At 40.4% G+C, this 18,629-nt stretch carries 21 protein-coding genes; 10 read left to right on the top strand and 11 right to left on the bottom strand.

Annotated elements, in window-relative coordinates; genetic code table 11:
• Positions 1–505: 505 nt before the first annotated feature.
• Genes DYI81_RS09985 through rlmJ form a run of 3 tightly spaced genes read right to left on the bottom strand, consistent with a single transcriptional unit; the run spans position 506 to position 3,356 of the window.
• Positions 506–1,585 (bottom strand): DUF6670 family protein, encoded by a 1,080-nt coding sequence (locus tag DYI81_RS09985; RefSeq protein ID WP_117007459.1) that lies wholly within the window; start codon positions 1,583–1,585, stop codon positions 506–508.
• A gap of 30 nt (positions 1,586–1,615) precedes the next feature.
• Positions 1,616–2,443 (bottom strand): CDP-diacylglycerol--serine O-phosphatidyltransferase, encoded by an 828-nt coding sequence (gene pssA / locus DYI81_RS09980; protein WP_106984087.1) that lies wholly within the window; start codon positions 2,441–2,443, stop codon positions 1,616–1,618.
• A 55-nt stretch (positions 2,444–2,498) separates the two neighbouring features.
• Positions 2,499–3,356, bottom strand: a complete 858-nt coding sequence (rlmJ, locus tag DYI81_RS09975) for a 23S rRNA (adenine(2030)-N(6))-methyltransferase RlmJ (protein ID WP_117007458.1) — start codon at positions 3,354–3,356, stop codon at positions 2,499–2,501.
• Positions 3,357–3,471: 115 nt separating this feature from the next.
• On the opposite strand from rlmJ, the gene DYI81_RS09970 reads away from it, so the two are divergent.
• Together DYI81_RS09970 and DYI81_RS09965 are read left to right on the top strand one after the other, a co-directional pair.
• The gene (locus tag DYI81_RS09970) at positions 3,472–4,074 is read left to right on the top strand and encodes a 2OG-Fe(II) oxygenase (protein ID WP_117007457.1); all 603 of its coding nucleotides are present in this window, start codon (positions 3,472–3,474) and stop codon (positions 4,072–4,074) included.
• Positions 4,075–4,141: 67 nt separating this feature from the next.
• Complete coding sequence (locus DYI81_RS09965; protein WP_117007456.1) at positions 4,142–4,669, top strand: hypothetical protein; 528 nt, start codon at positions 4,142–4,144, stop codon at positions 4,667–4,669.
• A 74-nt stretch (positions 4,670–4,743) separates the two neighbouring features.
• Here DYI81_RS09965 and DYI81_RS09960 read toward each other — a convergent pair whose 3' ends face one another.
• From DYI81_RS09960 to DYI81_RS09940, 5 genes are all read right to left on the bottom strand, one after another.
• The gene (locus DYI81_RS09960; protein ID WP_106984083.1) at positions 4,744–4,995 is read right to left on the bottom strand and encodes a DUF2789 family protein; all 252 of its coding nucleotides are present in this window, start codon (positions 4,993–4,995) and stop codon (positions 4,744–4,746) included.
• Between the two features lie 117 nt (positions 4,996–5,112).
• Positions 5,113–5,346 (bottom strand): DUF2789 family protein, encoded by a 234-nt coding sequence (locus tag DYI81_RS09955; protein WP_106984082.1) that lies wholly within the window; start codon positions 5,344–5,346, stop codon positions 5,113–5,115.
• A 147-nt stretch (positions 5,347–5,493) separates the two neighbouring features.
• Positions 5,494–6,480, bottom strand: a complete 987-nt coding sequence (locus DYI81_RS09950) for a malate dehydrogenase (protein WP_067762865.1) — start codon at positions 6,478–6,480, stop codon at positions 5,494–5,496.
• Between the two features lie 170 nt (positions 6,481–6,650).
• Positions 6,651–7,247, bottom strand: a complete 597-nt coding sequence (locus tag DYI81_RS09945; protein WP_106984081.1) for a ribonuclease I — start codon at positions 7,245–7,247, stop codon at positions 6,651–6,653.
• A 109-nt stretch (positions 7,248–7,356) separates the two neighbouring features.
• Positions 7,357–9,315 carry a lytic transglycosylase domain-containing protein gene (locus DYI81_RS09940; RefSeq protein WP_106984080.1) on the bottom strand — a complete coding sequence of 653 codons (1,959 nt, stop codon included), beginning with the start codon at positions 9,313–9,315 and terminating at the stop codon, positions 7,357–7,359.
• Positions 9,316–9,671: 356 nt separating this feature from the next.
• Here DYI81_RS09940 and miaB point away from each other — a divergent pair, with 356 nt between their 5' ends.
• From miaB to DYI81_RS09920, 4 genes are all read left to right on the top strand, one after another.
• Positions 9,672–11,129, top strand: coding sequence for a tRNA (N6-isopentenyl adenosine(37)-C2)-methylthiotransferase MiaB (miaB, locus tag DYI81_RS09935; RefSeq protein ID WP_106984079.1), 1,458 nt, complete (start codon positions 9,672–9,674; stop codon positions 11,127–11,129).
• Between the two features lie 37 nt (positions 11,130–11,166).
• Positions 11,167–12,252 (top strand): PhoH family protein, encoded by a 1,086-nt coding sequence (locus tag DYI81_RS09930; RefSeq protein WP_106984078.1) that lies wholly within the window; start codon positions 11,167–11,169, stop codon positions 12,250–12,252.
• A 9-nt stretch (positions 12,253–12,261) separates the two neighbouring features.
• Positions 12,262–12,744 (top strand): rRNA maturation RNase YbeY, encoded by a 483-nt coding sequence (gene ybeY, locus DYI81_RS09925; protein ID WP_106984077.1) that lies wholly within the window; start codon positions 12,262–12,264, stop codon positions 12,742–12,744.
• Positions 12,745–12,847: 103 nt separating this feature from the next.
• Complete coding sequence (locus tag DYI81_RS09920; protein ID WP_117007455.1) at positions 12,848–13,156, top strand: antibiotic biosynthesis monooxygenase; 309 nt, start codon at positions 12,848–12,850, stop codon at positions 13,154–13,156.
• Here the strand turns inward: DYI81_RS09920 and DYI81_RS09915 are convergent.
• Together DYI81_RS09915 and DYI81_RS09910 are read right to left on the bottom strand one after the other, a co-directional pair.
• Entirely contained in the window at positions 13,116–13,571 is a 456-nt protein-coding gene (locus DYI81_RS09915; RefSeq protein ID WP_117007454.1) for a hypothetical protein, read from the bottom strand. The two genes, DYI81_RS09920 and DYI81_RS09915, sit on opposite strands and share 41 nt — an antisense overlap.
• 43 nt (positions 13,572–13,614) lie before the next feature.
• Positions 13,615–14,493 (bottom strand): TonB family protein, encoded by an 879-nt coding sequence (locus DYI81_RS09910; RefSeq protein ID WP_106984074.1) that lies wholly within the window; start codon positions 14,491–14,493, stop codon positions 13,615–13,617.
• A 248-nt stretch (positions 14,494–14,741) separates the two neighbouring features.
• On the opposite strand from DYI81_RS09910, the gene DYI81_RS09905 reads away from it, so the two are divergent.
• From DYI81_RS09905 to DYI81_RS09895, 3 genes are all read left to right on the top strand, one after another.
• On the top strand, positions 14,742–15,425 hold the full coding sequence (locus tag DYI81_RS09905; protein WP_117007453.1) for a hypothetical protein: 684 nt from the start codon (positions 14,742–14,744) through the stop codon (positions 15,423–15,425).
• Between the two features lie 151 nt (positions 15,426–15,576).
• The gene (locus DYI81_RS09900; protein ID WP_106984072.1) at positions 15,577–16,290 is read left to right on the top strand and encodes a DUF3108 domain-containing protein; all 714 of its coding nucleotides are present in this window, start codon (positions 15,577–15,579) and stop codon (positions 16,288–16,290) included.
• Positions 16,291–16,379: 89 nt separating this feature from the next.
• Entirely contained in the window at positions 16,380–16,955 is a 576-nt protein-coding gene (locus DYI81_RS09895; protein ID WP_117007452.1) for a xanthine phosphoribosyltransferase, read from the top strand.
• Positions 16,956–17,005: 50 nt separating this feature from the next.
• Here DYI81_RS09895 and DYI81_RS09890 read toward each other — a convergent pair whose 3' ends face one another.
• Complete coding sequence (locus tag DYI81_RS09890) at positions 17,006–17,980, bottom strand: aliphatic sulfonate ABC transporter substrate-binding protein (RefSeq protein WP_117007451.1); 975 nt, start codon at positions 17,978–17,980, stop codon at positions 17,006–17,008.
• A 248-nt stretch (positions 17,981–18,228) separates the two neighbouring features.
• Between DYI81_RS09890 and DYI81_RS09885 the strand changes: the two genes are divergently transcribed.
• The gene (locus DYI81_RS09885; protein WP_117007467.1) at positions 18,229–18,618 is read left to right on the top strand and encodes a hypothetical protein; all 390 of its coding nucleotides are present in this window, start codon (positions 18,229–18,231) and stop codon (positions 18,616–18,618) included.
• Positions 18,619–18,629: the final 11 nt, after the last annotated feature.

The raw sequence follows: 18,629 nt of genomic DNA, 5'->3' as shown, positions 1-18,629 counted from the left end.
TGCATGTGTTAAGCCTGCCGCCAGCGTTCAATCTGAGCCATGATCAAACTCTTCAGTTTAAAATCAATAGTACCTTTAAAGGGTACCAATCTTGGCTCATCAATTACTGACAAATATTTGCTCAAATAAACTTCGAGAAATTTCTACCAATTATCAATGAAAATATATTCGATTGATCAACCAGTAAAAATCCACACAAGTTGTTCTTCATAATCTCTTAATGATCTTCTTGCTGGTTCGTCACCAGCAAGCTAGGTCGGCTATATTACACTAAATTTATTTAGTGTCAACAAGTAATTCAAATTATTTTAAACTTTCTTTCTAAAACCAAACTTAATCTTTTCAATCAAGTCTTTGTTTTATCAGAAGTTTTAATCTTCATCACCGCCGATGGATGTGCATTCTACAGCATTTCACATCCGTTGCAACCCTATTTTTTATTTTTTTCCATTTATTTTTAAAAAATCCTACCAGGTGTCTTTTTATTGTTCAAATTCGGCTATTTTTACTTGTTTTTAATCAAAACTGGCATTGAATCTGCTTGTTGAAAAGCCGATAGATGATCTTGATGATGCTCTTGCCAATTTAAATTCCGGCAATCAATATATTCGCTATACCCCTCTTCCCCCTCTTCTTGTTCTTCATTCAACTGCAAACGATAACTAAAACTGCCCGCATAACCCGCACCCAAGCCAAATTTAAAATCACCTCGACTTTGTCCTTGCAAGCGAATCTGCATGGTTTCATTTTGCATAAACCATTCAAATTCACGTGGAAGATACATATTACGTCCATTGGGGGTGGTTATTTTGGGATAAACGCGATGTATTCGGAAATGGACTGCTGTATCGAACATCTGATGTTTATTTGCTTTAAGGTCTCTTAAGTAAATACGTGATTGTACAATCTGATTTCGTGCATCCCGTACTTGCATAAACATGAGTTGTCGATCATTGCTTAGATTCAACATGCTCATGCTGTAAAATGCCACAGGAAAATAAGGAAATGCCCTAGCTCTAGCAAACTCTAAAGTTCCGAGCTGTGCAATATCAAAAATTTGCCCTTTATAAACCACTTTACCAGCACATTGGCTTAGCACACTCCAATACTCTGCCATGCCCATTCGTAACTTGGTAATACATGAAACAAGATCCGAACTATTCACCTGTAGATCTAAACTGAGTTCTTGATGTTCGCGCTGAAATTGGAATTTTGGAAATTCACCATATATATCGACATGATCGGCACATTGAATATGTTTAGACGCCAGATGAAATGTCGCCTCTTTTGTATCACACTGAAATTGCCCAACCATGTGTGCACTACAACTGCTCATCAAATAAATTTGGTTAGTTGCATTTTTGGATTTAGCGTGAGCATGATGCAATATCGGTAAATTCAGCTGCCCTAATTGTATAAATAGGTTGAGGTAATGTAAGGGTGCTGGCAAATTTGGGATTTTAAGTGCAATGAGAATGCTTGGATATTTTTGTGTTTGTATATGAAAAGGTAGTTTTTGTTGTTTGCAATAAGGAGCCTGATTCAGCTGTTTGGACTGATCAAAGAAATCTTGAAATAACTGCATATCAAGCTCCTATTGATTTAGATTTTACATTTATAAGGCGCTCTGCTTTCTCGCCATTATGGTTGTAACAAAACCTGAAAGTGCATAAATGACTGCAATCACCAGTACGCCAACAGGAATATTATAAGTTACTGCAGCTAAAACAAATACCACGATTGGCAACACTGCGAAAGGGACGCGTTTACGGTCTACTGTTTTAAATGAATAGTATTTAATATTTGAAATCATCAGTAAGCCAACGGCAATAATCACCACAGCGTTGAGTGTTTGAATACCCGCTTCACGCAAATCAAAAACTGCAGGGAAATCACGGGCAACCAAGACCAATGAAATAATAATAACGGCGGCTAATGGACTGGCTACACCAATAAAATAGCGTTTATCGACCACACCAATTTGCACATTAAAACGTGCTAGGCGGAAAGCCGCACAGGCGGTATAGACAAAGCATGCAGCTAAGCCAATACGTCCAAGATCGTGCAAGCTCCAGCTATACATTAAAATCGCAGGTGCCACGCCAAATGCAAGCAAGTCAGATAGTGAATCAAACTGTTCACCAAATGGACTTTGCGCACCAATAGCACGAGCAACTCGGCCATCTAAACCATCTAATAGTGCGGCAATAAAAATAGCATACACCGCTTGAGTGTAATCACCATTCATACTGGCAATAATTGAATAGAAACCTGATAACAACGCTGCGGTTGTAATCAGGTTCGGCCACAGATAAATACCTCGACGTTTGACTTTCTGTCCTTCATGGGTATGTTCTTCTTCCTCCACCTCAAAAGTAATGCCATCAAAGGCACTTTCATCTTTAGTAGAAGCTTCCCGTTCAGGTTTATTTATATTTGTCATTCTTCGATCCTAACTGTGACCTTTTGTCTTACTTAAATATTGTGTAGCGTCTGGCTTATTCGCCAACCAACCAACGTACAGCAGCATGACCACCACTTTCACTCATGCGAAGGTGTGGGAATAACCATTGTAATGCCTCATCTGCATCTTCTGAGAATTTCCAAGGTGGGTTAATCACCAATAAACCACAACCATTTAAGCCCACTGGTGTGTCATCTGGCCATACGCAAACTTCACATACCAACTGACGGCGAATACCCGTTTTGTACATTTTCTTTTCAAAACGTTCAATCATGGCGCGGTCTTTAATTGGATACCACACTGCGAAAATGCCTGTCGGCCATTTTTTATAAGCAGCAACCAATAATTCTACCAATTGCGGGAAATCTTTTCGTTCCAATTCGTAAGGCGGATCGATCATCACCAAGCCACGTTTCTCTTTTGGTGGAATAACACCTAAAAGACCTTCGTAAGCATCGCGCTCATGCAAGCCCGCACGTTTATCAAAAATATTGTGGCGTAACTGTTGAAATACATCACGTTGCATTTCAAAAATAGTGGCCTTGTCGGTTTCACGCATGCCTTCAAGCGCAAACCAAGGTGAGCCTGGATAAGCACCTTTGCCAAAATTTTCACGCATTTTTTCAACAATTTTTAAATATTGTTGCACGCCCTCTGGCGCATTACGCTTAATTGAATCATCTAGTTTGACCAGACGATGAATACCATTTAAAAACTCACCTGATTTTTGTGCTTCAGAGGTTGATAAATCATATTTACCTGCACCACCATGGGTATCTACATAGCGATAAGGTTTGTCTTTCGCATTCAGCCGACTCAATAACTGAAGCAATAAAACATGCTTCATAACATCGGCAAAGTTGCCTGCATGGAAATGGTGACGGTAGTTCATGTTTCTAAAATTCCTAATATCAACGGCTATTTTAGCATGAAAAATAGTTTCATTCCGATGCTATTCTTCTACTAGAATACATCGCTATTTTCTGACGATCATTAGGCTGTTTTATATGGATGCAATGCATCTCCCAAAGTCTTGGCCTGTTGAGCAAATTTTAGATAATTTAGCTCAACATGGCTTTGCAATTATTGACCAAGCATATTCACCTGAATACACACGCGCATTGGTCCATGAATGTTCAACGCATTTAAATGAATTCCGCGATGCGGCCATCCAAAATGGCGTAGTCTCTAACATCCGCAGTGACCATATTTTATGGATTGATCAGCAACTCAAGGTCGCACAACAACATATTCAAGCTTTAAACGCCCTTTCACAACATTTGAATCAGGCGTTTTTTTTGGGCATTAAAGAAGCTGAAGCGCACTTTGCTTGCTATAACGCAGGTGAATTTTATGCATTACACCGCGATAACCCACAAGGTAAAAATGGACGTATGATTTCTACTGTCTATTATTTGCATGAAGCATGGGAAAATGACTGGGGCGGAGAACTACGCCTGCAAGATAAAAACAATCAATGGCATATCATTCATCCAGAGCCAAATCGTATTGCCATTTTTCAAAGTGATTTGCTCCACGAAGTATTAGAAGCCAAACATCAACGCCTTTCTATTACGGCGTGGCTTAGAACAGACCAGCCACTTTGGTAAGCACAAAACTTTAAATTTAAAAATTCATCCTCATATATGCTTCATTGCAAACATGAGGATGCCACCAATGCGTGACCTAACCAAAGACATCATTCAACGTATTGGTGAAACTGATCAATTGTATTTACAAGGCAATCAACCCGAACTGGCTTTAGAACGTGCTGACTTGCGCTTACAGTTGGTCACCTTAAGCCGTGTACGCCAAGAGCAAATCCATTTCCTACAAGAAGCAGTCGTGCTCTTAGAGCAAGGCCGCCTTGAATTCGAAGAAATGCCTCTGAGCTTATATATCGACTTGTCTTTACACTTGGCTAAAGCCTATATGCTGTATTTTGAAGTAACACGTGAAGAGCGCTTTGCCGTGATTACCCAACAAATCTTAAAGCCTCTTGCACACGATGATGATGGTGATATTTACTTTTTCTTGGCCTATGCAGCAGCTTCAAAAAATGAACCTGCTATGACACGCCACTGGCTGACTAAATATGCCAAAACCAATGCTTTTGACTTACAACTGATGCAAACACATCCTGCATTTGATACTTACCGTGCCGAAGCGTGGATGGAGAAGATTGTAAAAAGTCGCTTGCATTAAATGATGCATAAACTTCTGTAGATGCAAAAGCAAAAAGCCTCAATAGATTGAGGCTTTTTTAAGTCGAAATTAAATTATACCGCTTGGAGTCTATAGGCATCTAAATGGAGTTGTTGATTCAGCTCGTCTACCCAAATGGCCCAATCATCATCTTGTACCAAATGACTGATTAACAGCGCACGCTGCCCCTTATTCCAAAATGGCGCATCATGTAGTGACACATTGGCTGCAAGCTGATGTGTACGCACATAGAGTTCAATAGCAGCAGGACTATTGGCTAAACCGAGCTGCGAAAATAGAAGTTCTAAGGATGGTTTGTTCTTCATGAGCTTTCGCCCTCCTTATCAGCTTAATTGTCATTTATTATTGAATTAACTTATAAGATATCTCAAAAAAAACCTAGTCATAAAACCAGGTTTGTTGTTACTTTTTGTGAGCACTTTTTAATCAGCATGCAATTGCTCATTCAGTTGATCAATAACCATCGCCCACTCATCATCTTTTTTCCAATGGCTAATTAAAAAGTCACGTTGTGATTGAGTCCAGAAATCGGCCTGATGCATAGGAACTTCAAGCGTCAGCTGATGTGTTTGAATAAATTGCTCAATAGCCTCTGGCGAGCTGTCTAAGCCCAATTGCTGAAATAATAATTCTTGGGTTACATCCATATCTAACATGGGAATTTTCCTGTTGTTTTATTATTTTTAACTTAGCATGTTCAACCCTCGGCTTCTGCTGATATTGCTCAACGCATTGTTATTTTTTGTGCATAAAAAAAACGCTCCGAATGGAGCGTTTTTTCTAACTTAATCTAAGTGATTAAATTATTTGATCATGTCAGCAACTGCTGCACGTTCTTCTTCAAGCTCATTAAGAGTGAAGTTGATACGCTCACGGCTGAATTCGTCGATTTCAAGACCTTGAACGATTTTGTATTCGCCATTTTCGCAAGTTACAGGGAAACCGAACATTACGCCTTCAGGGATACCGTAAGAACCGTCAGAAGGAATACCCATAGTTACCCATTCGCCGTTTGTGCCAAGAGCCCAATCGCGCATGTGGTCGATTGCAGCGTTTGCAGCAGAAGCAGCAGAAGACAAACCACGAGCTTCGATGATCGCAGCGCCACGTTTACCAACAGTTGGAAGGAATACGTCTTTGTTCCAAGCAGCATCGTTGATTTTGTCTTTTAAGCTTTCGCCGTTTACTGTAGCAAAACGGTAGTCAGCATACATTGTTGGAGAGTGGTTACCCCAAACTGTCATTGTTTTGATGTCAGAAACTGCAACGCCAGCTTTTTGAGCTAATTGAGTCAACGCACGGTTGTGGTCAAGACGTAACATAGCTGTGAAGTTTTTCGCAGGAAGATCTGTAGCAGATTTCATAGCGATGTAAGCGTTAGTGTTCGCAGGGTTACCTACAACAAGAACTTTAACGTCACGGCTAGCAACTTCGTTAAGCGCTTTACCTTGACCGATGAAGATTTCACCGTTTACTTTAAGAAGGTCAGCACGTTCCATGCCAGGACCACGTGGACGTGAACCTACAAGAAGAGCATAGTCAGCATCTTTGAATGCAACTTTAGGATCATCAGTACCGATCATACCTTCTAGAAGAGGGAATGCGCAGTCATCAAGTTCCATCATTACGCCTTTAAGCGCTTGTTGAGCTTTCTCAACTGGAATTTCTAATAATTGAAGGATAACTGGTTGGTCTTTACCCAACATTTCACCGCTTGCGATACGGAATAATAAGCTATAACCGATTTGACCAGCTGCGCCAGTAACGGCAACACGAACTGCTTGCTTCATGTAATTATCTCCAATTGAGGAAGGTCATAATGATTAAATAGCTGTTCTATCTAATCTTAATAATCATAAACGGCAAAGATTGTACTCCAATCTTTTGGCAGTTGCATGTAAAAGAGAATGCTTTTCAACAAAAGTATGATAGGAAATATAAATAAAATAGCAATAAAGGCTTAAAAAGAACCTTTAATTGTGAAAGTTGCAGGGCAATTATTTTGTACGTTTTTCGGACAAGCCTTGTAATGCCCATTGTTTTGATAGCAAATTTTAATTTCTGTCAAAATGCTATTTGTTTTGTTCTGCTGGCAACTAAACTCAAATCCTTGGGGCGGCAAACCGGGGTTCAAACGCAACATACGGCTACGCAAAACCGCTGCCTGCATCACACGGGTCTCTTGGCTGGTTAATTCATCAGGAATTTTGAGCTTTTCCGCATAGTTAATCATCATACGAAAATATTGATTGGCTGGCATAGGCACACAGCCCCCAACGCCTTGCCACAATTGTTTACGTGCATTTTCATCAGGCATGACTCGCGCAACCACTTTCGCTTGAATCGGAGGTAAATTTAAAACCGTATGACTCGTACAATTACGCTGCGCTGCCACTTCAGGATAAAGCCCAAGAACATTCAGGGAATAACCCTCTAAACATTTGCGCTTTTTATTACGCTGAGGGTCAAGCGAGCATGCTGCAGGCACAAGCTGAATTTCCATGACATAACCCGCTGGTGCTGGGCTTGCATGTACAACTGCAGTACATATTCCCATACCCGCGATGCCATAAAAATATCGCAACAACTTGTTAGCATTCAACCTGCTTAACAGCATTTATGTTGTCCCCAGTTTTTTTAAATTTTTGGCGCCATTGACACAGGTATTATTGCGAATTTCTCAATGGAATCGCTTGCATACGCTGTCCAATCGTTTGTGAACCTTGCCCCAATAAGATACCGTAATGAGTCGCATTCGTCATTACATGTTTGACATAATCACGGGTTTCAGTGAGTGGAATCGTTTCTGTATATTGGTCAGCGGCAATCGGTTGTCCATCGGGTTGCCAACGTCGAGCACGATTTGGACCTGCATTATAGCCTGCTGTAGCAAGCACTGGACTATTGCTCAATTGACGTTGAATCATTGATAAATAGAAGGTGCCATAACGCACATTGGTATTCATGTCACTTAAGGCCGCAGGGTTATAGGTTTCCCCCATTTGGCGTGCCACCAGTTTGGCGGTATCCGGCATAATTTGCATGAGACCACCCGCACCAACATGGGAACGTGCACCAGTGACAAAACGACTTTCTTGACGCATTAAACCATACGCCCAAGCAGGATCAATGCCTGCATTTTGGCTATGTGCAACCACATAAGAACGGTGTGGCATCGCATAACGATAACCATAATTGTGTTTGGTTGTCGTACGATCTGCCGCATAAATGGCACGGTCATACCAACCCATATCGGTAGCACGTTTAGCGGCAGCCAAAATCAAACCATCATCATGTCGCAAATAAGCCTGTCGCACGGCCCAGTTCCATTCACGGTTCACAAAACTGTCCGAAGCACCAACGTTACGTAAAGCAAATGCACGGCGGAAGTGAATATCCTGACTCAAGCGCACTGCATCTTGATTGGTCGCTTCGCTATAGGCTGGAATATTATTATAGGCCTGCCCAATTCGGTCTTTGGCTAATAAATTATGGTAATCATCACCAACAGACAATTGACGATAAATATCTTGCGCTGCTTTTTTAGATTTTGAATCAGTTTGTTGTTCGTACGCACGTGCTAACCAATACTGCCAACGGTCTTCTTGACGTTGAGTTACACTCATTCCCTCAATGGCACGAAGCAGACTATTCCAGCCATTAAAACGAATCGCTTGGCGTGCGTAAATTTCAGCTTCTTCAGGACTCAGCGGTAAACCGTAACTCGCATCATAAAAATCGAGTACTTCACGATTAAAATTATTTTTCATCACCGTAGTACCACCGACATAAGCCACTGCACGGTACACAGCCTTTTGAGCATCTTCAGGTAATCCTTCTGCTACACGACGCGCGGTCGAGAATGCAGCATTTAAATCACTATCTGCTAAACGACCAATGGCATAAATAATATAGGCTTGATCTTCTTTGGTTGCTTTAGGTGCATTCCATAAATAGTTTAAAGCATTGGCTTGAATACTATTGAGCTGTGCCAAACTCAAATTGATGCCAATCGTTTGCGCTGTGGCAATGGCTTGACCTGGTTGACCTGCACGCAACTGCCCCCACAAACGTTGCTGACGATCTTGTGTCGTCATCAGTGGGCTAGAGAGCATCATCCGCCCTAAGCCCGTACACGAATCAGGTTGCGAATTGGTGGTGAGCCATACATCTTTATATTCAGCAAAGACCAATGGATCGCCTGATTTTGCACGAACCTGTGCCATAGCACAGCTTTCTGCTTGGTCAGGATTACTGACATATTGTAAAACTGGCTGAGCCGAAGCAAAGTCTGCCATTTTGACTTTTTCTTCAACATAATCTGCTGACAGTTTTTCTGCCATCGCAGACTGAGGATAACGCTGTGCAAAGTTCGTAATTGAACTGGTCGGTTGCGAAGCTAAATTGGTATTGAGCATCCAATATTCAGGATAATAACCCAATGCATCGTTTTGCATTTGAGATTGGTATTGTTGCAATAACGAAATATTACCGGCATTGGCTGCACGTAGTGCATCATTAAACTGTTCGTCTGCGGCTTGTGCAGAAATGCTGGCACACGCGGTCGCGACACCTAAGGCAAGTAATGGATAATAATTTTGAGATTTGAAAATTCGATTTAGCATCTACGACTTGCCTTCTATTTCTTGCATCGTTTTATGACATCGCCCATGACATTTTTGGTGCTCATGTTTAAATTTAGCTATGCAGCTACATTTGCAGTTTTCAACCAGTTTAATAAGTCTAAACCAACGATATTGTTCTGTTGTGTAACCTTATGATTAAACAATATTAATTTTCAAACATTTTTCGTTCACAAATCAATATTGATCATTGGTTATTTTAAACTATAAGTTTAGCTCGAATTACTGTTAAAATACGGCCCTTTCAAAATTTCCTTATACAGAACTTCGCCACTTAGCGCCAAATTGCGTGCAAAGCAGCCAATAATGTATATCTCAAATCTATCCTAGGAGCCTGCATGACGGTTCAAACCTTCATTCCAAATGCTGCCCCAGCTGCCTCAGAAAACACTGTCTCCCAGCCACAGCACACCCCAGCGAACGATACAGCAGTGAAAAAACTGTACATCGAAACGCAAGGGTGTCAGATGAATGAGTATGATAGTCACCGTATGGCTGACCTGTTAGGCGACTCACACGGTTATGTACTAACCAAAGATCCAAAAGATGCCGATATTCTATTAATGAATACCTGTTCTATTCGTGAAAAAGCACAAGAAAAAGTGTTTTCTGAATTGGGTCGCTGGCGCAAACTGAAAGAAAAAAATCCAGACTTAATTATTGGTGTGGGTGGTTGTGTTGCTTCACAAGAAGGCGACAACATTCAAAAACGTGCCAATTATGTCGATATGATTTTTGGCCCACAAACCTTACACCGTTTGCCTCAAATGCTTGATCAACATTTTGAGCAAGTTGAAAAGCCGAAAAAAGAAAAAATTAAACTGGTGGATATTTCATTCCCAGATATTGAAAAATTCGACTTTTTACCCGAACCCCGTGTTGAAGGTTACAAAGCTTTTGTTTCTATCATGGAAGGCTGTTCTAAATACTGCTCATTCTGTGTTGTACCTTATACACGTGGTGAAGAAGTTTCTCGTCCACTCGATGACGTATTAGCTGAAATTGCAACTTTGGCTGAAAAAGGCGTGCGTGAAATTTCGCTATTAGGTCAAAACGTCAATGGTTACCGTGGTGAAACCTTCGAAGGTGAAATTTGCACATTTGCAGATTTACTGCGTTTAGTTGCAGAAATTCCGGGCATCGGCCGTCTGCGCTATACCACGTCTCACCCACTTGAATTTAATGATGATTTAATTCAATGCTACCGTGATTTACCACAAATGGTTTCACATCTTCATTTACCCGTACAAAGTGGGTCAAATGATGTGTTACAAGCCATGAAGCGTAACCACACCATTGATGTGTATATCGAAAAAATTGCCAAACTGCGTAAAGTTCGTCCAGATATGCATTTATCCAGTGACTTTATTATTGGTTTCCCTGGCGAAACAGATGAGAACTTTGAAGAAACCTATCAATTTATTAAAGATATGGACTTTGATCACTCCTACAGTTTTGTCTATTCAAAACGCCCAGGTACGCCTGCAGCAGAGCTTGAAGACACCACTTCTGAAGATGTGAAAAAAGAACGTTTGGCAAAAGTTCAAGACTGGATTAAACAATCAAGTATTGATAAGACCAATGCGATGTTGGGTAGCATTCAACGTGTGTTGATTGAGTCTGTTTCAGAAAAAGATCCAAACTTACTGATTGGTACTGCAGATAACACTCGTTTAGTGGGCTTTATTGGTGATCCAGCTTGGGTGGGTCGCTTTGCAGAGATTGAAATTACCGACATCAAAACTTTGAAGTTTGTTTACGGTGAACTCTTGAATCTTGAGCCTGACGTGGCGTAATGTAGAGGTATTCGCTAGACAACTTAAAGGAATACTCTTGACTGCAGCGATTCGACGTACAGTAACATTTCCTGGTATTTCAGTTGACCGTTTACAAAGCATGCTTGGTGCATATAACGGTCACCTGAAACAAATCGAACAACGTTTAGAAGTCCAAATTGCTCACCGAGGCGATGCCTTTTTTGTCGATGGTGATATTAATGCGGTAGAGCGAGCCGAAGGCTTGCTCCACCGTCTCTTTGAAGAATCCGAAAGCACCGCACAAATTACCGCAGATACCCTTCACCTTATGATTCAAGGCAGTCAAACTGACCGTGAAATTCAAGAAGATTTTGATGATCAGGAACATACTGGCTTAGAAGACGTTTATTTACAAACGCGTAAAGGCCGTATTAACCCTCGCGGTGCAAACCAAAAACGCTATGTACAGCGTATTTTACAAAGTGACATTTCTTTTGGTATTGGCCCTGCGGGTACGGGTAAAACCTATCTTGCAGTTGCTGCTGCCGTTGATATGCTCGAACGCAACGAAATTCAACGTATTTTATTGGTGCGCCCAGCCGTTGAAGCGGGTGAAAAACTGGGTTTCTTACCCGGTGATTTAAGCCAAAAAATTGACCCGTATTTGCGCCCTTTATATGACGCTTTATATGAAATGCTGGGTTTTGAAAAAGTCGCTAAGCTCATTGAGCGTCAAGTGATTGAAGTTGCACCCCTCGCTTATATGCGTGGTCGTACACTTAATCATTCATTCGTGATTTTAGACGAAGCACAAAACACCACGCCTGAACAAATGAAAATGTTTTTAACCCGTTTAGGTTTTGGTTCGCGTGCCGTGATTACCGGTGACATTACACAGGTCGATTTGCCTCGTGGTCAACAATCTGGCTTAGCGCATGCGCTTCGCGTGATTGATAAAATCAAAGAAATTCATATTACTCGTTTCCACTCTCGCGATGTCGTTCGTCATCAGCTGGTACAAAAAATTGTCGAAGCGTATGAGGGCTGGGACAGTGAACAACAGCGTTTAAGCGCAGAAGCCCGTGCAGAACGCAAAGCGCGTCAAGAAGCTCTCATTGCAGACAATGACGCCAAAGCCGATGCACAAAATGATGATAATTAAGGATTCATTTTGAAACTTAGCCTCTCCCTACAGCAGGATTTTCAAGCCCCTGAATTGGTATTGAAACGTGCTTATATCAAAAAAGTGGTAGAAACTACCCTTCGCTTTATTGATACCCAAAGTGATTGTGAAATTGGCATTGCCTGTGTAGACAACGAAGAAAGCCATAAACTGAATTTGGAATATCGAAAAAAAGATAAGCCAACCAATGTATTGTCTTTCCCCAGCGATTTACCAGATGAAATGGCTGCCGTCCTAGACGTATTTCCAATTGGTGATTTAGTCATTTGCATTCCCGTTGTACTGCGTGAAGCAAATGAACAACAAAAAGCACCGCTCACTCATTTTACGCACATGCTCGTTCATGGCACCTTGCATTTAATGGGCTATGACCATGAAACGTCTGAAGCCGATGCTGAAGAAATGGAAGCTTTGGAAATCGCAATTTTGGCGAAGCTTGGTTTTGACAACCCTTATTTAGAACAAGATTAAAACCTTAAAAAAGCGAACTTCGGTTCGCTTTTTAGCCTTGGGCTGAATATTCAACATCCCAATACATTAAATTCAAAATCGTCAATAATAAGTAGTTAAAACAATGAAATATGTCGTTATTTTTAAAGCTCAGATATTAAATTTGGACGCGAGTTATGATCAGACCGCACAAGCCCTACGCGAAAAAGCCCTGAAACATTTTAACTGCCGCCACTTTGAAGCATTAAGCGAAAATGGGCAGGAAATTGCGTTGTCTTATTGGGACAGCCTTGCCGACATTCGAGCTTGGCATCAAGATGCAGAACATCTAGCCACACAACTTTTAGGGAAAGAAAAATGGTATAAAAACTTTAGTGTCGATATTTGTGAAATTACAAAACAGTATGCCTCATGCTCAGCCACAGCGCACTAAGCCATAGCGACAGCCCCATCAACACTACACGAACGACCAAACCAATCATGACAAATTTAAACCATTCAAAGTGGGTATAACGCACATAGTTTTCGCCAAAGCGTTGCCTCATATTTGCAACTTGCTGACGTACAAATAAAAAATACCACAAGATTAAATACCAGAAAAAAAAGCCATTGACCATTGCGGTATTTGTGGGATAAGCCAAACTACAAATGACCGAGAGTAACCACACAGCTAAACCTGCGATCATCCAATTTTTTGCTTTGCTCGTAGCGTCTAGATCATTCAGCTTTTGCGCATTTTTATACAGTAAATAGCTACTACAGATAGGCGTAACGAGAAGAGCCCAACAACCAGCAGCATTGGGATTCCATAATTTTAACGGCTTTTCTTGTAATTGAATTTCAGACATTGAATTTACTTTTTCTATTTTAAAAACAAATATATCCTATGTTCTAATTCACTTCAAATTCTGCTTCTGCTGGGTCAAAACGCCATGTTCGCACAACACGAAGTTCAGAGATGTCTTTCATTTTAGAATCGAAATGAGCAAATGGTGCAGCTTTACGTACTGATGCTTTAGCCGCTTCGTCTAAAACAGGATGCCCAGAACTTTCCAGTAAACGAATTGCACGGATCCCCCCACTGGAATTTAAAATCACCATCAATTGCACTTCACCAGCTAAATTTTGTGCACGCGCCTGATCTGGATAGTTTTGGTTGCCATAAAATTCTACTTTTTGGCGGAATTTTTCCATATACGCAGCTGTATCATCTTGCTTGGCTTGCACACCATCAATGGTTTTAATTTTTTGCTGACGACTAAAGTTTTGCTGGCGTTGTAAATATTGCGCTTCAATACTGGCCACCATCGCAGCTTTGGCAGAAAACTGGCTTTGCAATTCTTCAGCTTGCTTTTTACGTTGATTCTCATCGGCCTGTTTTTGCCAACTGAGCGTGGTCATCAGCACTTTTTCTTCAAAGTTCAGTTCACGCTTTTGCTGAATTTTATCTAATGCTTGCTGTGCTTGCTCGCCACTGTCCTGATCAACCATAGGTGCAGGCATGTCAGTCGACATTCGGTGCTTCTCGCGAAACTTACCTGAGCCTTGTTGATCGGCTTGCGCAAGATAATCCGCATCTTCCACAGTCGTATCACTTGGCCGTAGGCTTACAGCAATTTCTTTGGTGGTTTCAAATGTTGCTTGTGGCACACCAAATTGCACCATTAACACCGAGATATGCAACACCGCAGCAGCAGTAAATGCACTGACAAATATTGGATCTTTCCACCACTCATTTTGCAACGGTTTGAATGTCTTTTTCTTCAGCATCACATTAATACGACAATTTGCCGAGTTCCCCAACAAGCATAAAAGAGTATAAAATAAACCTGGTTTTCATATTTTTATGAAAGCGAGAGGTTCATCAACAAATACACAACACATGACTCTGTGCACTTTAAAATCCTAAAAATGGTGCAATTTATTTTGCTAAACTGCAAGAAAGAAAACTTGTATTTTTTCAATTATTCGACAAGATACACTCCGCTAAAAAGCTTATTTGCCAGGATGCTTTCAATATGCAAACGCTTATTTCCAATATTTCTAAACGTATACGTCAGGTCTATCAACGAGCGGAAGGATTTATTGAAGACGAGCGCGAGTTTCCACTTTCTCAAGTTTTTTTAAATGCGACCTTTCAACGTTTTGTTACTGACAACGTCAAAATGCTCCAAGACTTGCATGCTGATTTGCATGATGATTGGTTACGTTTATATGCCACACTCAATTATAACGGTTTAGAAATTACGCTTACAGTTGACCTAAAATTGGTGCAAATGGAGCTTAACAAAACCACCCAATTAATTGTGTTTGAACAAATTAGCGACACCAAAGTTTTAGATGCCAAATACCCCAATATTTTTTATAAATTGGGCGTGAAATTTGCGCTGTTTTTCTATCAAAAAGTATTGAACGATGACCCACTCGGTATGATTTTAGAGAAACTGAATGTTATTAAAGTCAAAGATGATCTCTTGCATTTGGATTTGAACCGCTGGCTTGGCAAAAGCCGTTCGATTATTGACACCTTATCCAAAGTCCATGTCAATCATGCCATGCTCAGAGAAGCTGAATTGGTGGTGATTGGCAACGTCAACATTGCTGCTTTATTTAGTAAAATGGCAACAGAACGGATAGAAGATTGGGACGAAGCACCAGAGTCCGATAGCGAAGTCACCCCGATCCAACAAAAGAGCAAATAACAGCAACTCGAACCAAAAACTGGTGTTAAAAATAAGCAGAAAATTACATTTCTTACGATATTTCGCTTATTTCTCCACAATCAAGGCGCATAATTCTATTTAATCGCAGAATATTCTGTATCAAACATAAGGCTTAAAAGGAAAAATACTGATGGCTAAATATGTGATGAAAACTTTTGGCATCGCAGCAGCTGTATCGACTGCAGTCCTTTGTTCAGGATTTGCAAGTACAGCTTTTGCCATGAGTCCCTATCAAGCAAGTTACCAATTTAACTATAACGGCAAAAACGTCGGCTCTGCCTCACGTAATTTGGCACAGTCGGGTAATAATTGGACCTATGTGTTTGCAGCCAAAGCCGTTGGCATGGCATCTGCGACCGAGACCAGTAACTTTAGCTTCAGCAATGGCAACATTAATTCAAAAAGCTTTAGCCGTACTAGCAAAATCTTGATTCATAACAATACCATGAGTATTAACTTCAACCCGAACAGCAAAATCATTAATACCAAAAAAGATGACAAAGCACGTTCATTTGCTTGGCAAAATGGTGTGTTAGATGAACTGAATGCTGAACTGCAAATCCGTGAAGATTTGAAAAATGGCGGTTTAAAATCTAAATACTACTTAGCTGATGCTAAAGAAGTAGAAGCACGTCGCTTTGTCAAACAAGGTAATGAGTCAGTTAAGACCACTTATGGAACTTTCGATACTATTAAAGTCGTGATGCAACACGATAAACCAGGTCGCGAAACAATTTTCTGGCTTGCACCGAAATTGGATTATCTTCCTGTAAAAGTGAGCCATGTCGATCAAAAAACATCATATTCTTTACTTTTGACAGGCTATAAGGGTCCAACTAAGTAAGTAAATTAGCCGATTTTGCTTGCATTTTCTGCGGTGCTTTTTAAAATACGCTTTTGCTTTAATGAGCACCCGCTCTTGAGGATTCTCCCGTGCATGCACTAGAACAGAAAATCTTAGCCGAAGGTATCGTTCTATCTGATGAAGTTTTGAAAGTCGATTCTTTCTTAAACCACCAAATTGACCCCGTAATGATGCAGCAAATTGGTCAAGAATTTGCACGCTTATTTAAAGATGCGGGCATTACTAAAATTATTACGATTGAAGCTTCAGGTATTGCACCTGCAGTGATGGTTGGTTTAGAGCTTGGTGTTCCAGTTATTTTTGCACGTAAATATCAATCTTTAACTTTAAAAGATGATTTATACCGCTCAAAAGTATTCTCTTTCACTAAACAAATTGAAAGCACCATTGCGATCTCTAAAAAGCATATCTATGCTACAGACAAAGTTTTAGTGATTGATGACTTCTTGGCAAATGGCCAAGCAGCCTTAGGTCTTGCTGACTTAATTCATCAAGCAGAAGCATCTGTTGTTGGTATTGGTATTGTGATTGAAAAATCATTCCAACCAGGTCGCGATATTTTGCTTGAAAAAGGTTACCGTGTTGAATCATTGGCACGTGTTAAATCTTTGAGCAATGGTACTGTTGAATTTGTTCGTGACTAATTCAAAGACCATAAAAAAAGCGCCATCTGGCGCTTTTTTTAAATTTACAATTACTGTTTTTTCCAAACATGTTCGTTAATTTGTACAGGATTTGGAATTAACTTTAATTCAGAGAATAGGTCTGCAATTTTTTGCTGATCTTTTATCACAGCGTCATTCAAATAATAGGTTTGAACCGTATCTGGGCGCTTGGAAAGTACTTTTTCAGCCACGGTACGATCAATGCCTGTGCTTTCTGCCAAAATTTGAATCGCTTCTTGTGGATGTGCCTTAATCCATTCATCTGTTGCATTTAATGTATCAACAATCTTTTGAGCATCTTTTGGATGTGCTTTTAAAAATTGTGGTGTAGACAAATAAAAACTATAAACTGAATGTAATTGTGACGAATCAAAAATAACGCGAGTATCCCCTTTTAGCGCAGCAGCACTTGCATACGGATCCCATACAGCCCACGCATCAATTGAACCTTTATCTAAAGCTGCTCGTGCATCTGCAGGTGTTAACCAAATAGGCTGAATATCTTGCCAAGACAAATTGGCTTTATTTAAAACCTGTGCCACGAAATAATGCGCACTTGAGCCCTTAGTTAAAGCAATACGCTTGCCCTTTAAGTCTGCTAAATTTTGAATTGTGCTGTTTTTAGGCACTAACAAATCATGTGAACTTTTAGAGTTAATTTCATAACCTAAATAATCAATGGGTTTATTTGCAGATAAGGCAAAAATAACAGGTGTATCCCCTGTATAACCAAAATCAATTGCGCCTACATTGAGCGCCTCTAAAGTTTGTGGTCCCGCAGGAAATTCCTTCCATTCAACTTTTACATTTGGAAATGCTTGCTCAAAAGCTTGTGTCTTTTTAGCCACAATTAATTTGAGTGCTGCTTTTTGATAGCCAATATTCAATTGCTTCAAAGATTGTTCTGAAACTTGTTCTTGATTCGTCGTTTTATTTTTTTGATCACAAGCAATCAACCCCAAACTTATACTGATCGCGGCAACAGATGCCAGAATTTTTTTCATGTAGTATCCAATATATTCTTGAAAAATTTATACTGCACACCTTAGCGAGTTTCAGTTTTCAGCTGAAATCATTTTTTATCACAACTAAATCTCAGAAATTAATTTAATATTACAAAATTGCTGAATATAAATTTGGTCGTTTAGGTCAGCATAAGTCAGTGAAAAACCTGTTTTAATAACAACTGAAATCAATACGATTGTGTAGATGGATCTAGATCACACTCTCAAGAATGAATGAGCTCAACACTATGAATGAACTTCCCACTGTACAATGCCCAAAATGCGCTTCAAACGACGTCGAAGCACGTAATCACGAACAAACCCTACAAAAAATTGGTGGCGTTTTACTTAGTGGCGCAGGCACTGCTGCAGGTACAGTCGGAGGCGCAGCCTCAGGGGCATCTATAGGCGCAGCCATTGGCGGCGTAACAGCTGGGCCTTTGGGTGTAATTATGGGTGCAACAATTGGTACATTCGTGGGTGCAATTAGTATAGGCGTAACAGGTGGCTTTTTAGGACATCGTGTTGGTAAAAAAGCAGGTCAAATAGTCGATAAAAATATCTTCCTCGACTATCAATGCAATGCCTGTAAACACCGTTTTGCTGTACAGCATGCTGTGCAAATTAACAAAGAATAACGCGTACACCC

This window comes from Acinetobacter sp. SWAC5 (assembly GCF_003419885.1).
Classification (GTDB): domain Bacteria; phylum Pseudomonadota; class Gammaproteobacteria; order Pseudomonadales; family Moraxellaceae; genus Acinetobacter; species Acinetobacter cumulans.
The sequence above is the reverse complement of the archived record's forward strand: the minus strand, read 5'-3'. Positions and strand labels throughout refer to the sequence as shown.

What these genes read in the sequence shown, in the direction of transcription:
- DYI81_RS09985 (WP_117007459.1), bottom strand. Translation starts at nt 1,585, where the DNA reads ATGCAGTTATTTCAAGATTTCTTTGATCAGTCCAAACAGCTGAATCAG.
- pssA (WP_106984087.1), bottom strand. Translation starts at nt 2,443, where the DNA reads ATGACAAATATAAATAAACCTGAACGGGAAGCTTCTACTAAAGATGAA.
- rlmJ (WP_117007458.1), bottom strand. Translation starts at nt 3,356, where the DNA reads ATGAACTACCGTCACCATTTCCATGCAGGCAACTTTGCCGATGTTATG.
- DYI81_RS09970 (WP_117007457.1), top strand. Translation starts at nt 3,472, where the DNA reads ATGGATGCAATGCATCTCCCAAAGTCTTGGCCTGTTGAGCAAATTTTA.
- DYI81_RS09965 (WP_117007456.1), top strand. Translation starts at nt 4,142, where the DNA reads ATGCGTGACCTAACCAAAGACATCATTCAACGTATTGGTGAAACTGAT.
- DYI81_RS09960 (WP_106984083.1), bottom strand. Translation starts at nt 4,995, where the DNA reads ATGAAGAACAAACCATCCTTAGAACTTCTATTTTCGCAGCTCGGTTTA.
- DYI81_RS09955 (WP_106984082.1), bottom strand. Translation starts at nt 5,346, where the DNA reads ATGTTAGATATGGATGTAACCCAAGAATTATTATTTCAGCAATTGGGC.
- DYI81_RS09950 (WP_067762865.1), bottom strand. Translation starts at nt 6,480, where the DNA reads ATGAAGCAAGCAGTTCGTGTTGCCGTTACTGGCGCAGCTGGTCAAATC.
- DYI81_RS09945 (WP_106984081.1), bottom strand. Translation starts at nt 7,247, where the DNA reads ATGGGAATATGTACTGCAGTTGTACATGCAAGCCCAGCACCAGCGGGT.
- DYI81_RS09940 (WP_106984080.1), bottom strand. Translation starts at nt 9,315, where the DNA reads ATGCTAAATCGAATTTTCAAATCTCAAAATTATTATCCATTACTTGCC.
- miaB (WP_106984079.1), top strand. Translation starts at nt 9,672, where the DNA reads ATGACGGTTCAAACCTTCATTCCAAATGCTGCCCCAGCTGCCTCAGAA.
- DYI81_RS09920 (WP_117007455.1), top strand. Translation starts at nt 12,848, where the DNA reads ATGAAATATGTCGTTATTTTTAAAGCTCAGATATTAAATTTGGACGCG.
- DYI81_RS09915 (WP_117007454.1), bottom strand. Translation starts at nt 13,571, where the DNA reads ATGTCTGAAATTCAATTACAAGAAAAGCCGTTAAAATTATGGAATCCC.
- DYI81_RS09910 (WP_106984074.1), bottom strand. Translation starts at nt 14,493, where the DNA reads ATGCTGAAGAAAAAGACATTCAAACCGTTGCAAAATGAGTGGTGGAAA.
- DYI81_RS09905 (WP_117007453.1), top strand. Translation starts at nt 14,742, where the DNA reads ATGCAAACGCTTATTTCCAATATTTCTAAACGTATACGTCAGGTCTAT.
- DYI81_RS09900 (WP_106984072.1), top strand. Translation starts at nt 15,577, where the DNA reads ATGGCTAAATATGTGATGAAAACTTTTGGCATCGCAGCAGCTGTATCG.
- DYI81_RS09890 (WP_117007451.1), bottom strand. Translation starts at nt 17,980, where the DNA reads ATGAAAAAAATTCTGGCATCTGTTGCCGCGATCAGTATAAGTTTGGGG.
- DYI81_RS09885 (WP_117007467.1), top strand. Translation starts at nt 18,229, where the DNA reads ATGAATGAACTTCCCACTGTACAATGCCCAAAATGCGCTTCAAACGAC.